Origin of the sequence: Phenylobacterium sp. LjRoot225 (genome assembly GCF_964252855.1) — a bacterium.
GTDB lineage: Bacteria > Pseudomonadota > Alphaproteobacteria > Caulobacterales > Caulobacteraceae > Phenylobacterium.
The window spans coordinates 589,625-602,676 of sequence record NZ_CAXUPL020000002.1; the positions used below are offsets into that span (position 1 = coordinate 589,625).

The 13,052-nt window shown below is 68.8% G+C and carries 11 protein-coding genes; 5 read left to right on the plus strand and 6 right to left on the minus strand.

What is annotated here, in order from left to right:
• Positions 1 to 15 precede the first annotated feature (15 nt).
• Both ACSQ2B_RS13005 and ACSQ2B_RS13010 read right to left on the minus strand, forming a co-directional pair.
• Positions 16 to 957 carry a 2-hydroxyacid dehydrogenase gene (locus ACSQ2B_RS13005; RefSeq protein ID WP_436050383.1) on the minus strand — a complete coding sequence of 314 codons (942 nt, stop codon included), beginning with the start codon at positions 955 to 957 and terminating at the stop codon, positions 16 to 18.
• Positions 958 to 1,020: 63 nt separating this feature from the next.
• Entirely contained in the window at positions 1,021 to 1,320 is a 300-nt protein-coding gene (locus ACSQ2B_RS13010) for an aspartyl protease family protein (protein ID WP_436050384.1), read from the minus strand.
• Between the two features lie 218 nt (positions 1,321 to 1,538).
• Here ACSQ2B_RS13010 and ACSQ2B_RS13015 point away from each other — a divergent pair, with 218 nt between their 5' ends.
• Positions 1,539 to 1,766 carry a hypothetical protein gene (locus ACSQ2B_RS13015; RefSeq protein WP_436050385.1) on the plus strand — a complete coding sequence of 76 codons (228 nt, stop codon included), beginning with the start codon at positions 1,539 to 1,541 and terminating at the stop codon, positions 1,764 to 1,766.
• A 51-nt stretch (positions 1,767 to 1,817) separates the two neighbouring features.
• On the opposite strand, the gene ACSQ2B_RS13020 is transcribed toward ACSQ2B_RS13015, so the two are convergent.
• Both ACSQ2B_RS13020 and ACSQ2B_RS13025 read right to left on the minus strand, forming a co-directional pair.
• Positions 1,818 to 2,195: a hypothetical protein gene (locus tag ACSQ2B_RS13020; RefSeq protein WP_436050386.1), complete on the minus strand. Its 378-nt coding sequence runs from the start codon at positions 2,193 to 2,195 to the stop codon at positions 1,818 to 1,820.
• Between the two features lie 69 nt (positions 2,196 to 2,264).
• Positions 2,265 to 3,662: a family 43 glycosylhydrolase gene (locus tag ACSQ2B_RS13025; RefSeq protein ID WP_436050388.1), complete on the minus strand. Its 1,398-nt coding sequence runs from the start codon at positions 3,660 to 3,662 to the stop codon at positions 2,265 to 2,267.
• A gap of 136 nt (positions 3,663 to 3,798) precedes the next feature.
• Between ACSQ2B_RS13025 and ACSQ2B_RS13030 the strand changes: the two genes are divergently transcribed.
• Positions 3,799 to 4,290: a hypothetical protein gene (locus ACSQ2B_RS13030; RefSeq protein ID WP_436050390.1), complete on the plus strand. Its 492-nt coding sequence runs from the start codon at positions 3,799 to 3,801 to the stop codon at positions 4,288 to 4,290.
• A gap of 84 nt (positions 4,291 to 4,374) precedes the next feature.
• Here the strand turns inward: ACSQ2B_RS13030 and ACSQ2B_RS13035 are convergent, their stop codons facing one another.
• Both ACSQ2B_RS13035 and ettA read right to left on the minus strand, forming a co-directional pair.
• Complete coding sequence (locus tag ACSQ2B_RS13035; RefSeq protein ID WP_436050392.1) at positions 4,375 to 6,348, minus strand: potassium transporter Kup; 1,974 nt, start codon at positions 6,346 to 6,348, stop codon at positions 4,375 to 4,377.
• Positions 6,349 to 6,615: 267 nt separating this feature from the next.
• Positions 6,616 to 8,286, minus strand: coding sequence for an energy-dependent translational throttle protein EttA (gene ettA, locus ACSQ2B_RS13040; protein ID WP_436050393.1), 1,671 nt, complete (start codon positions 8,284 to 8,286; stop codon positions 6,616 to 6,618).
• A gap of 222 nt (positions 8,287 to 8,508) precedes the next feature.
• On the opposite strand from ettA, the gene ACSQ2B_RS13045 reads away from it, so the two are divergent.
• The 3 genes from ACSQ2B_RS13045 to pepN all read left to right on the plus strand — a co-directional run bounded on the left by ACSQ2B_RS13045 (position 8,509) and on the right by pepN (position 13,050).
• On the plus strand, positions 8,509 to 8,691 hold the full coding sequence (locus tag ACSQ2B_RS13045) for a CsbD family protein (RefSeq protein WP_436050395.1): 183 nt from the start codon (positions 8,509 to 8,511) through the stop codon (positions 8,689 to 8,691).
• 344 nt (positions 8,692 to 9,035) lie between these two features.
• Positions 9,036 to 10,331 (plus strand): glycosyltransferase, encoded by a 1,296-nt coding sequence (locus ACSQ2B_RS13050; protein ID WP_436050397.1) that lies wholly within the window; start codon positions 9,036 to 9,038, stop codon positions 10,329 to 10,331.
• 91 nt (positions 10,332 to 10,422) lie between these two features.
• Complete coding sequence (gene pepN, locus ACSQ2B_RS13055) at positions 10,423 to 13,050, plus strand: aminopeptidase N (protein ID WP_436050398.1); 2,628 nt, start codon at positions 10,423 to 10,425, stop codon at positions 13,048 to 13,050.
• Positions 13,051 to 13,052 lie beyond the last annotated feature (2 nt).

The window sequence follows — 13,052 nt, forward strand, 5'->3', positions numbered from 1 at the left end:
CCTTATGTCTTTATGTCAAGTCTCGGCTGGCACGGGGTGGGCGACCGGACGACCGGAGAAGAACAGCCGCAGGTTCTCGATGGTGCGAGCGACCAGACGCGGAACAGTCTCGTGCGTGGTGCTGCCGATGTGCGGCGTGAGCACGACGTTGGGAACATCCGCCCAGCGCTGGGCCGGCGTCGGCTCCTCGGCGAAGACGTCGAGCCCGGCGTGGCCCAGATCGCCTGCCTTCAGGGCGGCGATCAAGGCGTCCTCGTCGATCAGCGAGCCGCGGGCGACGTTGACGATCATGCCGTCCGGTCCCACCGCCTCGATGACCTCGCGGGAGATGAGGCCGCGATTGTCGGCGTTGGCCCGAGAGGCCACCAGGAGGATGTCGCTCCAGGCGGCCAGATCGAGCAGGCTCTCCCGGCGCGGCCAGGGCGCGGGCTTCGGCCTGGGCCCCCACCAGGCGACCTCGAGGCCGAAGGCGCGGGCCCGGTGCGCGCTCGCCTCGCCGATGGCGCCCAGGCCGACCACGCCGAACCGCCGACCGGTGAGGCTGGAGCTTGCCGGGTTGCGGTGATTTTCACGCCAGAGCCCTTCGCGGATCGCCCGGTCGCCGGCGACGATCCCGCGCCAGCCGGCGATCATCAAGCCGATCGCCTGATCGGCCACGTCGTCGGCGTTGAGCCCCGCCGCATTGGTGACCTCGATTCCGCGCGCGCGGCACCAGGCGACATCGACCCCGTCGTACCCCGCGCCCACGCAGGCGATCAGACCCAGGTTGGGCAGGCTCTGCAGGAATTCCCTCGGCAACGGGATGTCGCCGGCGTGCGCCATGGCCCGCACCGCGGCGCGGTCGCCGTCGTCCAGGTCCCAGGCCTTGGCGACGCCCCAGCCCTCGGCCGCGAGCGCCGGCTCGAAGCGGGCCAGCATGGGGTGATAGAGCAGGACTTTCGGCGGGGCGGCGGACATCGGACCTCCGGTTCGTGTCCGCGACTATAGCCGGCTGCGAAAGGCGCGCGAGAGGCAGGCGCCTCAGGGGTTCGAAGCGACGACCACCGTGGCCTCGGAGATGCCGCGGATGGGCCGCGATCCAGGCGTCGTAGTGCGCCACGGCCCGATCATAGCGGTCGGCTTGAGCTTGAACCGCTCCACCGCGCGCGGCGTCACCATGCTGAAGAAAGCGCCGGTGTCGACCTCCAGACGTGCCGGCTGGCCGCCGATCTGCGCGGCGACGATGTGGGCCAGCTGACGCCCGGTCTCCGCCGCGACGGGCGACGAGACGGCCGCAATCCCCATGACGATTGACGCGAAACGGACCAATTTACCACTCATGGTGGAAAACCTAGTCCGGAACACGCTCTCAGCGGAAGCCCCGCGGCGGCTTGGAGGCCGAACTCCAGGCGCGCGGCGCAGCGCCCTGCCCGCGCCGTTGGACCAGGAGGAAAACGGTTCCAGATCCGCTGAACACAGCGCCGCGCGACCTAATCTCGCCCCAGTCGCGGGCGTAGATTCACCGCTCCCCTACAGACGCTCGTCCAAGGGAGGTCCCCATGCCCTTCACCGAAACGCCCCGCCTCGTGGTCCAGATCGGCGTGTTCGCGGCGCGGGAGGGATGGCTGCTCACCCATCCCGACGTGCAGGGCCGGTTCGCCGACCGTGACGAGGCGATGGCCGCCGCCCGGCGGCTGGCGCACCTGGAGAGCTGGCGCGGCCGGGACGTCAACATGCTGGTGCAGGAGCCGCTCAGCGCCGAGGTCGCCTCGTTCGATCCCAGGTGAGGCTGCGCGCCTGGACGACGCGCAGCTCATCGTTGGATGGCGTCCCGCCGATCAGGACGGGTGCGCGGCCTTGTAGGCCTTGGCCGCGGTGTTGAATTCGACGCCCACACGCTCCTTGTCGGCCTGGTTCTCGCTGACGCGGGCGTCGGCGGCCTTGGCGATCGCCGGATCGAGCTTGGTCTTGGCGGCCTTGGCGGCCGCCTTCTGATCGAGGACCTCCTTGAGCACGCAGGCCTGGTAGTCGTCCGAGGCGGTCATGAAGGCCGACACGTCCTGCTTGGCCGTCTTCAACTGCTCGAGCGTCGCCGTGGCGCCGTCGACCGCAGCCGGCGCGGTCGGCCGCTGGCATTCCGCCAGGGCGAGGCTCGGCGCTCCAAACACCAGCAGGGCGCCCAGGGCCCAGGTACGCATCGGCGACTTACACTTCATCGGCTTCCTCCGTTTGGGCGGCATACAAGCACGCCCAAGGATGAGGCCGCCAGACCCGTCGCGGCGGTCTTACAGCTCGAGCGAAACGATCCCGTGCTCAAACCGGATCGGCGCAGCGAGCAGGGCGCGGAAGGCTTTGTAGCCGGCTTCCCCAGGTCGAAAGGCGTGCAGGAAGATGTGGTGGCGGCCGTCGGGGGCGACGGCGACGGAGGGATGGCCGGGTCCCCACCACTGGTCGGTGGAGCTCAGGAACACCTCCGAAGACTTGCGGTAGGGACCGACCGGCGCATCGGCCACCGCCGCGCCGATGCCGTAGTGGGCCGTCGAAAAATCGTTACCGGCGTAGAGCAGGTGATAGCGGCCCTCGTCGCGGCTGACCCAGACGCCCTCGATCAGATGCCCCTCCCAGGGCATGTCGTTCTGCAGGATCACGGCCGGCTCGCCCTCCAGGCGGCGCGCGTCGGGCGACAGCCGCTGGGCGTAGATGCGGGTGCGCAGCGCCTCCAGCGCCTCGGCCATCAGGTCACGCTCGTACGGCGAAGCGGTGACCATCACGGCGGTCAGGCGCAGCTCGAAGCCCGCGAGATCCGAGGCCGCGGCTTCGATCAGCAGCTGGAGGGCGAAGAATTGCGCCATCGGCTCGAGCCGTTCGATCCATGGCCAGAGGGCCAGGGTGACGGCCGCTGTCCGGCGGTCCGGAGCGGTGACGAAGAGGTCGTTCGCAAGGGCGGGACGCCGGTGCAGGAGCGCCGCGAGCAGACGCGGCCAGACGCCGTTGTCGTCGCGCTTCCAGATCAGCCAGGGCGCGCCGTCGGCGTCGACGAGGATGTGGGCGTCGATCACCCCGCCGGTGAGGATCGGCGCCTCGTCGGCGACGAATGGGCCGTCCGGCGCGGCGGCGCGAGCCAGGCCGATGGCGAGGCTGCGGTCCGGCTGGCGGGCGCAGAAGCAGACCAGCCAGGCTTCGCCGACGCGGTGCAGTTCGGGGGCCCAGAAATCGCTGATCTCCGGCCCGGTGAGCGTCCAGGCTGGAGCCGCGCCGCGGGGAAAGACAAAGCCGGTGAGGACCCAGGCCTTCAGGTCGCCCGAGGCGAGGATCGGAAAGGCGTCCGGCGCGTCGTTGGAGGTGACCAGCAGGCGGTAGTCGCCGGGCGCGACCTGCACCACGCAGGGATCGCCATAGCCGTACAGGATCGCCGGCGAAACCGGTTCGGTGAGGATGGCCGTCAGCGGCGGCCCCTCCCCCGCCGGGGGCGCCTGCCGCGCGTACGGACGGCGCAGGCCGAGGTCGCCGGCGAGGCTCTCGAAGAGATCCAGGAAGGAGGGCTGGTCGAGCGCCGGCAGGTCGTAATGGCGCTCCGGCCTTCCGGATTCAGCGACGCTCAGCCGATGCGGCGGTCCGGGCGAGAGGCGGATCCGGAAGGCTGCGGACGCGCCCTCCGGCGCCGGAGGATCGAGGGGCTCCATGCGCACTCAACGCATGGAACGGGCCTGGAGGCCGGCCGCAGTCCTGGCTTCCGCCCGACGGGAGCGCAACGAACGGTCGAGGTGCGGGTTTGTAAGGGCGCCAACGCAAACAGCGTTACGTCAGGGAGACGCAAACATGAAGACGATTGTGATGGCCGCCAGCGCGGCGGCCTTGCTGATGACGGCTGGCGCGGCGGACGCCGGGACGCAGCGCAAGACCTCGCGGACCCACGCCTCGACCGTGGCGGCCAGCCCCCCGCAGCCCATCCCCTACAGCCAGTTGGACGCCTATCTGGCGGCCTCGCCGAAGAAGCGCGCCACCACGGACTGGTGGTCGGGCTCGACCATGGCGGCGACCGGCGCCAACACCAACGCAGCCGCCAGCACCGGCGCGGCGACCGGCGCGGACGTGAGCGGCTCGGTGGCCTCCGGATCGGTGACCTCGGGCGCGACGAGCGGGACCGAGGCGACCACTCCGGACAATGCTGGCGGCGCGGCCGGCGCGGTCAATCCGCCGACCGATGCAGGCGCCACGACCGGCGCGCCGTCGACGCCCGGAACCTCCAGCGGCGACACCGCTACGGCGCCACCGTCCGACACCTCGGGCGCGGCCACCACGCCCAAGTAAGCCCTCGACCGCAGGACCTGCGGACGACGAGGACCCCAGCCGGCGACGGCTGGGGTCTTCGCGTTTTCGGAAGGCCGGTTTCGGTCAGAGACTGACCTGGGTCCCCAATTCGACGACGCGGCCGGGCGGCAGGTGGAAGAAGCTCGTCGGGTCGGCCGAATTCTTGTTGAGGAAGACATAGAGTTGCCGGCGCCAAGCGGAGAGGTTGGAGGCGGAGCTGGCGACAATGGCCCGGCGACTGAGGAAGAAGGTGGTCGCCATGATGTCGAACTTCAGCCCGTGCTTGCGACAGGCGGTGAGGGCCTTGGGAATGTTCGGCCGCTCCATGTAGCCATAGCGGACGATCACGTACCAGAAGCCGGCGCCCAGATCGGTGATCTCCAGGCGGTCGGCGTCGTCAAGATAGGGCCGGGACTCGTTCACCACCCGCAGCATCACGTTCTTCTCGTGCAGCACCTTGTAGTGCTTCATGCTGTGCATCAGGGCGGCCGGCGTGGTGTCCGGCTCCGAGGTCAGGTAGATGGCCGCGCCCGGAACCCGACCCGGCGGGCGCTGGGCGATGATCTTCAGGAAGTCGGCCAGCGGCAGGCCTTCCTTGACCAGTTTGGCGCGCAGCAGGCGGGTGCCACGCACCCAGGTGGCCATCAGGGCGATGAGGCCTCCGGCCAGCATCAGCGGCACCCAGCCGCCGGTCAGCACCTTGAGCAGGTTGGCGCCGAAGAAGGTGACGTCGAGCGCCAGCAGAGGAGCCAACAGCGCCAGCGCCAGCGGCAGTTTCCAGCCCCAGCAGCGCCGCACGACGATGAAGGCCAGGCAGGTGGTCACCACCATGGTGCCGGTGACCGAGATTCCGTAGGCGTGCGCCAACCCCTCCGACGAGCGGAACGAAAGCACCAGCAGCACCACGCCGACGTACAGAAGCCAGTTGATCGGCGCGACATAGATCTGGCCGGCCTCGGTGGCCGAGGTGATCTTGATGTTCAGCCGCGGCAGCAGACCGAGCTGGATGGCCTGCTGAGTGAGGGAGAAGGCGCCGGTGATCACCGCCTGGCTGGCGACCACGGTGGCGACGGCCGCGAGCACGACCCAGCCGATCCGCCATTCCGGCGGGGCCATCAGGAAGAACCAGTCCTGCTTGCCGAGCAGCAGACGCGCGGCCTGGGCCTCGGCCAACGCCTTGGAGGCGATGGCGGCCTGGCCGAAATAGTTCAGCGCCAGGCAGGGAAAGACCAGGGCGAACCAGGCCGCCTGGATCGGCACGCGGCCGAAGTGGCCCATGTCGGCGGTCAAGGCTTCGGCCCCTGTCACCGTCAGGAAAACCGCGCCCAGCACCAGGAAGCCCACTAGGCCGTGGTGCACCAGGAAGCCTAGGGCGTGGTGCGGCGAGACCGCCATCAGGACGCCCGGCGCATCCTTGATATGCAGCACGCCCATGGCGCCCAGCGACAGGAACCAGATCACCATGATCGGGCCGAACAAGCGGCCGACCTTGGCGGTCCCATGGCTCTGGAAGGCGAAGAGCGCCGTCAGAATCAGCAGGGTGACGACGATCACTTCCTCGGTCTTGAACCAATGGGAGAAGCCGTGCACCGACTTCATCCCCTCGACCGCCGAGAGCACCGAGATCGCCGGCGTAATGACGCCGTCACCGTAGAACAGGGCCGCGCCGATGGCGCCGAGGGCGAAGACCCCGATAGTCTGGGTCTTCAGGCCGCGCTGGGCCAGGGCCATCAGCGACAGCACCCCGCCTTCGCCGTTGTTGTCGGCGCGCATCAGGAAGAGCACGTACTTGACCGTGACCACGAGGATCAGCGCCCAGAGGGCGAGCGAGAGCACCCCCAGGATGTCGGCCTGGGCGAGCCGCTCGGCGGGGATCTCGGCCAGGGCGTCGCGGAAGGCGTAGAGCGGGCTGGTGCCGATGTCGCCGAAGACCACGCCGACGCTGCCAACGGCCAGCGGCCAGAAGCGTCCCGCTCCGGGCCCGTGGGCGCCGGAAGGGCCGGTCGTGGAATTTGCGGCTGAAGAATCGGACGCAGCGAGGGGAGGCTCGCTCGTCATGGCTGGACCTGCTCCGGACGCCGGTCAAAGCCGGCGGCCGCCGCATTACGCCCGAGACATTTTCGGGGCAAGTGGATTCGCCGCAGCGCGACAGACGACCGATCGAACTGCATCGACAGCGCTCCGCGCGACGGCTCGGGCCCCTCGTTGGAGGACGGTCGCCCGCCGCAGAGGGTTCGAATAAGGTGTCAGGGCGGAGCCGGTTGGGTCAATCGGTCGACGGGTGAGCGGGACGCCGCCCGCTCTTCGGCGGGCGGCGTGCTGGCTTCAGCGGGTGAACTTATGGAACTTGATCCGGTGCGGGATCAGGCTGTCCGTGCCCAGCCGGCGCTTCTTGTCCTCTTCATACGCTTCGAAGTTGCCTTCGAACCATTCGACGTGGCTGTCGCCTTCGAAGGCCAGGATGTGGGTCGCCAGGCGGTCGAGGAACCAGCGGTCGTGGCTGATGACCACGGCGCAGCCGGCGAACTCTTCCAGCGCCTCTTCCAGGTTCTGCAGGGTCTCGATGTCGAGGTCGTTCGTCGGTTCGTCGAGCAGGATGACGTTGCCGCCGGTGGTCAGGGTCTTGGCGAGGTGGACGCGGTTCCGCTCACCGCCGGACAGCAGGCCGACCTTCTTCTGCTGGTCGCCGCCGCGGAAGTTGAACGAGCCGACATAGGAGCGGGTGTTGATGTCGCGCTTGTTGACCGTGAGGATGTCCAGGCCCTGGCTGACCTCCTGCCAGACGGTCTTGGCCGGATCGAGCGCGTCGCGGCTCTGGTCCACATAGGCGAGCTTCACCGTCTCGCCGAGGCGGAAGGTCCCGCCGTCGGGCTGCTCCTGGCCGGTGATGATCTTGAACAGGGTGGACTTGCCGGCGCCGTTCGGGCCGATCACGCCGACGATGCCGTTCGGCGGCAGCTTGAACGACAGGTTCTCGAACAGGACCTTGTCGCCGTAGGCCTTCGACAGGTTGTCGGCTTCCAGCACCAGATTGCCCAGGCGCGGGCCCGGCGGGATCTGGATGGTGGCGAAGGACTGGGCCTGGCGGGAGTTCTCCTGCGCGCGGACCATCTCGTCATAGGCGGCCAAGCGGGCCTTCGACTTGGCCTGGCGGGCCTTGGCGCCGGAGCGCACCCATTCCAGCTCGCGGGTCATGGCGCGCTGGCGCGCCTCGCTCTCGGACTGTTCCTGGACGACGCGCTTGGTCTTCTGCTCGAGCCAGCCCGAATAGTTGCCCTCGTAGGGGATACCCTTGCCGCGATCGAGCTCCAGCGTCCACTTGGTGACCTGGTCGAGGAAGTAGCGATCGTGGGTGACGAGGATCACACAGCCCGGGAAGGCTTCCAGGTGGTGCTGCAGCCAGGCGACGCTTTCGGCGTCGAGGTGGTTGGTCGGTTCGTCGAGCAGCAGCATGTCCGGCTTGGAGAGCAGCAGGCGGGCGAGCGCGATGCGGCGCTTCTCACCGCCGGACAGCTTGTCGACCGGCCAGTCGTTCGGCGGACAACGCAGGGCGTCCATCGCCATCTCGATGCGGGAATCGATGTCCCACAGGTCGCCGGCGTCGATCTTCTCCTGGAGGGCGGTCATCTCCTCCATCAGCTCGTCGGTGTAGTTCTCGCCCAGCTCGCCGGCGACCTCGTTGTAGCGGTCGACGATCTTCTTCTCTTCGCACCAGGCGATGGCGTTGCCCCAGACGTTCAACGCCTCGTCCAGCTGCGGCTCCTGCTCCAGGTAGCCGCGCTTGACGCCGTCGGCGGCGATCGCCTCACCGCTGAACTCCGTATCCAGGCCGGCCATGATCTTCAGCAGGGTCGACTTGCCCGAGCCGTTGACGCCGACCACGCCGATCTTGGCGTCCGGATAGAAGGACAGCCAGATGTTCTCGAAGGTCTTCTTCGTGGCCCCGGGGAAGGCCTTGGTCAGGCCCTGCATCTGGAAAATGTATTGCTGCGCCATCGGGCGTCCGCGTCTTTCGCAAGGTGGCAATGGGAGGTCGCCGTGCAGATAGCGGTCGCGTACCGCCCGCGCAATGCGGCGCGGGCGCAAGCACGCGACTCTCGCGCGCCCAGGCGAGCCGGTGGGCAGACGATAATGGCCGCCCGGCGCGGAACGCGACGGTCTCTTGCACGTACTGATCGGAAGCGGTTCGCAAGCCGCGGACGCAGAAGGACTGTTCTCATGCACAAGGACGAACTGAAGGGCGCCGCGAAGGCCGCCAAGGGCGCGATGAAGCAAGCCGCCGGCAAGGCGACGGGCAATGAACGGCTCGAAGCCGAAGGCGTCGCCGAAAAGACCGCTGGCAAGATGCAGAAGGGCGTCGGCAAAATGAAGGACGCCGCCCGCAACACCTTGAAGCACTAGGGGCGAACCTGCCTTTTGAAGAGGGCCGCGCACCCGCGTGGCCCTTTTTGCTGTCCGAAAGGAGCCTGGCCGCCACCCTTGCACTGTCGCCTTGCTTCGGTCGCGATCCGTCCCTCATCTAGCGCCAAGCTTGCGGATCGGCCGCACGCGGACAGATGACGAAGGATAGCGACTGCTGGTAGGAACCTCGGACTCCGCCGAACTCTCGGCGGGATGACGGAGATCTAAGTCCGCCGGCTTGCCGGCACGCGAGGCCGCCTGCAACGGCGCCGCCCCAGATAAGGACGAGACCACTGGCCAGACTCTGGAAGAAGACGGCGACACGGAGCCGCTCGAAGACCAGGATGTTCGCCGCCGTTGACCGGGATCGATCCGTCTCGCCGCTCCGCGCGGCGTCCGCCAGTCTTACGGACAAGAGGGTTCGCCAGGTGTTCGACGTCATCGCCGAGGGCTCAGAGAACCTCGTCAGGCTGGACCCGACCGAAGCCAGCCCGCAGAATCCGCCGGGCGTAGGCTTCCACCTGCTCGACACCACCATGATGTATGCGCCGCGATCCGGCGGGGTGAAGCGCTACCTGAACGCCAAGAGCAGCTGGCTCGCCGCGCGCCGTCCGGAGATCCGCCACACCCTCGTGGTGCCCGGCGCCCGCACGCGCATCGACTCGGAAGGCCTGGTCACGGTGTCCGCCGCCCGCCTGCCGTTCGGCGACGGCTATCGCATGCCGGCGAGCGTCACCAAGTGGGCGAGCATCCTTCGAAGCTGCGATCCCGACATCATCGAGGCCGGCGACGTCTTCGTGCCGGGCCACGCCGCGCTGGAAGCCGGCGAAGCCCTGGGCGTCCCGGTGGTCGGCTTCTGCCACACCGACGCCGCGGCCCTGGCCGCCCTGCACCTCGGCGATTGGGCCGAGCAACCCACCTTCACCTTCTGGGCCCAGGCCTACCAGCGGTTCGACCAGGTGATCGCGCCGAGCCGCCATACCGCCGCGCGGCTCGCCGAGGCGGGGGTCGAGAAGGTCACCGTGCTGCCGCTCGGCGTCGACACCGAGCTCTTCCATCCGAGCCGCGGCGACCGCAACAAGCTGATCCGGAAGCTCGGCCTGCCGCAGCAGGCCCGGCTGCTGGTGTTCGCCGGCCGGGCGGCCCGCGAGAAGAACGTCGAGTCCATGGTCGCCGCCGTCGAGCGCCTCGGCGCGCCCTATCATCTGCTTCTGATCGGCGCCGGACGCGACGTGCGCAGCTCCAGCCAGGTGACCAGCGTCGACTACGAGCGCGATCCGCTGAAGCTGGCGAGCCTTGTGGCCAGCTGCGACGCCTTCCTGCACGCCAACGAGAACGAGATCTTCGGTCTGGTCGTGCTCGAAGCCATGGCCGCCGGCCTGCCGGTGATCGGACCGAACAAGGGCGGCGTCGGCGAGCTGATCGACGAGAGCGTCGGCCAGCACGCGGACAGTTCGGATCCGGAGGGCCTGGCGGCGGCGATCGAGGCCCTGTTCGCCCGAGACGTGGCGCAGCTCGCCCAGCAGGCCCGGCGGCGCGCCGAGACCCGCCATGGGTGGGACATCACGTTCGAGAGCATCACCCAGCTCTACAGCGGCCTGATCAAGAGCACGACCCGCCCGCTGGCCCTCAGCGCCTAGCGGCCGGCCGCGGCGCGGCGCAGCTCGGGTTCTTTCGTCCGACACGCGCTCGCGGCTGGCGGGCGGGCGGGCAGGTGGTTAAATCCACCGTATGCGCACCGACACGCCCCCGCCGATCCGGCTCTCCGACTATCGTCCCCCAGCCTTCCTGATCGAGGAGGTGCTGCTGACCTTCGACCTGCAACCCAACACGACCCGGGTGAAGGCGAAGCTCGCGGTCCGCCGCAATGGGGACCATTCCGCACCCCTGCGATTCAACGGCGAGCGGCTGACGCTGATTTCGGCGACGATCGACGGCCGGGTCGTGGACGAGGGCCAGCGCACGGTCGACGCCGAGTTCCTGACCATCCCGGGCGTGCCCGACGCCTTCGTGCTGGAAACCGAGGTCGAGATCGACCCGGAGAACAACAAGGCGCTCGAAGGCCTCTACATGTCCGGGGGCCGCTTCTGCACCCAGTGCGAGGCGGAGGGCTTCCGCAAGATCACCTACTGGCCGGACCGGCCCGACGTGCTGTCGCGCTTCACCGTGCGGATCGAGGCGGACAAGGCGTTCAGCCGCCTGCTGTCCAACGGCAACCTGATCGAGGCGGGCGAGCTCGCGGGCGGACGCCACTACGCCGTCTGGAACGACCCCTTCCCCAAGCCCTGCTACCTGTTCGCCCTGGTGGCGGGCGAGCTCGACATGCTGGAAGACAGGCTCGTCACCATGAGCGGGCGCCCCGTCGACCTTAGGATCTACGTCGATCCGGGCATGGCGCCGCGCGCGACCTACGCCATGGACGCGCTGAAACGGTCGATGCTTTGGGACGAGGGCGCGTTCGGACGGGAGTACGACCTCGACCTGTTCATGATCGTCGCGGTGCGCGACTTCAACTTCGGGGCGATGGAGAACAAGGGCCTCAACATCTTCAACTCGTCGCTGCTGCTCGCCGACCCGGCGACGGCGACCGACGCCGACTACGAGCGCATCGAGAGCGTCATCGCCCACGAGTACTTCCACAACTGGACCGGCGACCGGATCACCTGCCGCGACTGGTTCCAGCTGTGCCTGAAGGAAGGGCTGACGGTGTTTCGCGACCAGGCCTTCTCCGCCGACATGCGCGGCGAGGCGGTCCAGCGGATCAAGGACGTCAAGGCGCTGCGGGCCCGGCAGTTCGCCGAGGATCAGGGACCGCAGGCCCACCCGGTGCGGCCGTCGAGCTATCTGAAGATCGACAACTTCTACACCGCGACCATCTACGAGAAGGGCGCCGAGGTGATCCGCATGTTGCGGACCCTGATCGGGCCCCAGGCCTTCCGCGCGGGCATGGACCTCTATTTCGAGCGCTGGGACGGCCACGCCACCACCGTCGAGGAATTCATCCGCTGCTTCGCCGAGGCCTCCGGCCAGGACCTGACGCACTTCTTCGCCTGGTACGAACAGGCCGGCACCCCCAGGGTCAGGCTGAAACAGACCTACGACGCCGACGCCAGGACCCTGACGCTGGAGCTTGAGCAGCAGACCCTGCCGACGCCCGGCCAGCCGCAGAAGCGGCCACTGCCGATCCCGGTGACCGTGGGCCTGCTGGACCACGACGGGCGGCCGATGAGCTTCCAGCACGACGGCCAGACGGTCGAAGAGACGGTGATCGTGCTCACCCAGCCGCAGATGACGGTGACCCTGACCGGCGTCGCCCGCGACCCCGCGGTCTCGGCGCTGCGCGGCTTCTCCGCGCCGGTGATCCTGTCGAGCGACATCGAGCCCCGGGACCGCTACGTCCTGCTGGCCTCGGACCCGGACCTGTTCAACCGCTGGGAGGCCGGCCAGACCCTGGCGCGCGAGCTGATCCTCGCCCGCGCCGGCGGCCTGCCCGACGAGGTCGGCGAAGAGCGCTACGCCGAGGCCCTCGGCCGCTCGCTCGCCGATCAGGCGGCGGATCCGGCGTTCAAGGCCCTGCTGATGGCTTTGCCGTCGGAGCCGGACCTGGCCTTGGTGATGAAACCCGCCGCAGATCCGGCGGCGATCCACGCGGCGCGCGACGCCCTTTTGACCCGGCTGTCGGTGCACCTGGAGGACGAGCTTCGCCGCTTGCACATGGGTCTGCAGGACCTGGGCGAATATACGCCGGACGCCGCCGGCGCCGGTCGCCGGGCGCTGCGCAACGCCGCGCTCGAGCTGCTGGCGGCCAACCCGCGCTCGGACAATGTTGAGCTGGCGAGCGGCCACTTCGAGGCCGCGATAAACATGACCGACGCCATCGGCGGACTGAACGCGCTGATGCAGATGGGCGGCGAGCCCTATGAGCAGGCCTTGATGGCCTTCTTCGAGCGTTGGAAGAGCGAGCCCCTGGTCATCGACAAATGGTTCAGCGTTCAGGCGCGCGATCCCAGCGAGACCGCGCTCGGCCGGGTGATGGGCCTGACCGCCCACCCCGCCTTCGAACCGAAGAATCCCAACCGCCTGCGGGCGCTGGTCTCGACCTTCGCCAACTTCAATCCGGCCCGGTTCCACGATCCCAGCGGCGCCGGCTACCAGTTCCTCGCCGATCAGATCCTGGCGGTCGACCGCTTCAACCCGATGACCGCGGCCCGGCTGATCGATCCGCTGGACGGCTGGCGGCGCTACAGGCCCGAGCTTGGCGCCCTGATGAAGGCGCAGCTGGAGCGGATCGCCGGGACCGAGGGCCTGTCGAAGAACGTGCTGGAAAAGGCGAGCCGCGCGCTGGCGGAAGAGGGCTGATA

What these genes read in the sequence shown, in the direction of transcription:
- ACSQ2B_RS13015 (WP_436050385.1), top strand. Translation starts at nt 1,539, where the DNA reads ATGCCCTTCACCGAAACGCCCCGCCTCGTGGTCCAGATCGGCGTGTTC.
- ACSQ2B_RS13045 (WP_436050395.1), top strand. Translation starts at nt 8,509, where the DNA reads ATGCACAAGGACGAACTGAAGGGCGCCGCGAAGGCCGCCAAGGGCGCG.
- ACSQ2B_RS13035 (WP_436050392.1), bottom strand. Translation starts at nt 6,348, where the DNA reads ATGACGAGCGAGCCTCCCCTCGCTGCGTCCGATTCTTCAGCCGCAAAT.
- ettA (WP_436050393.1), bottom strand. Translation starts at nt 8,286, where the DNA reads ATGGCGCAGCAATACATTTTCCAGATGCAGGGCCTGACCAAGGCCTTC.
- ACSQ2B_RS13005 (WP_436050383.1), bottom strand. Translation starts at nt 957, where the DNA reads ATGTCCGCCGCCCCGCCGAAAGTCCTGCTCTATCACCCCATGCTGGCC.
- ACSQ2B_RS13030 (WP_436050390.1), top strand. Translation starts at nt 3,799, where the DNA reads ATGAAGACGATTGTGATGGCCGCCAGCGCGGCGGCCTTGCTGATGACG.
- ACSQ2B_RS13010 (WP_436050384.1), bottom strand. Translation starts at nt 1,320, where the DNA reads ATGAGTGGTAAATTGGTCCGTTTCGCGTCAATCGTCATGGGGATTGCG.
- ACSQ2B_RS13050 (WP_436050397.1), top strand. Translation starts at nt 9,036, where the DNA reads ATGTTCGCCGCCGTTGACCGGGATCGATCCGTCTCGCCGCTCCGCGCG.
- ACSQ2B_RS13025 (WP_436050388.1), bottom strand. Translation starts at nt 3,662, where the DNA reads ATGGAGCCCCTCGATCCTCCGGCGCCGGAGGGCGCGTCCGCAGCCTTC.
- pepN (WP_436050398.1), top strand. Translation starts at nt 10,423, where the DNA reads ATGCGCACCGACACGCCCCCGCCGATCCGGCTCTCCGACTATCGTCCC.
- ACSQ2B_RS13020 (WP_436050386.1), bottom strand. Translation starts at nt 2,195, where the DNA reads ATGAAGTGTAAGTCGCCGATGCGTACCTGGGCCCTGGGCGCCCTGCTG.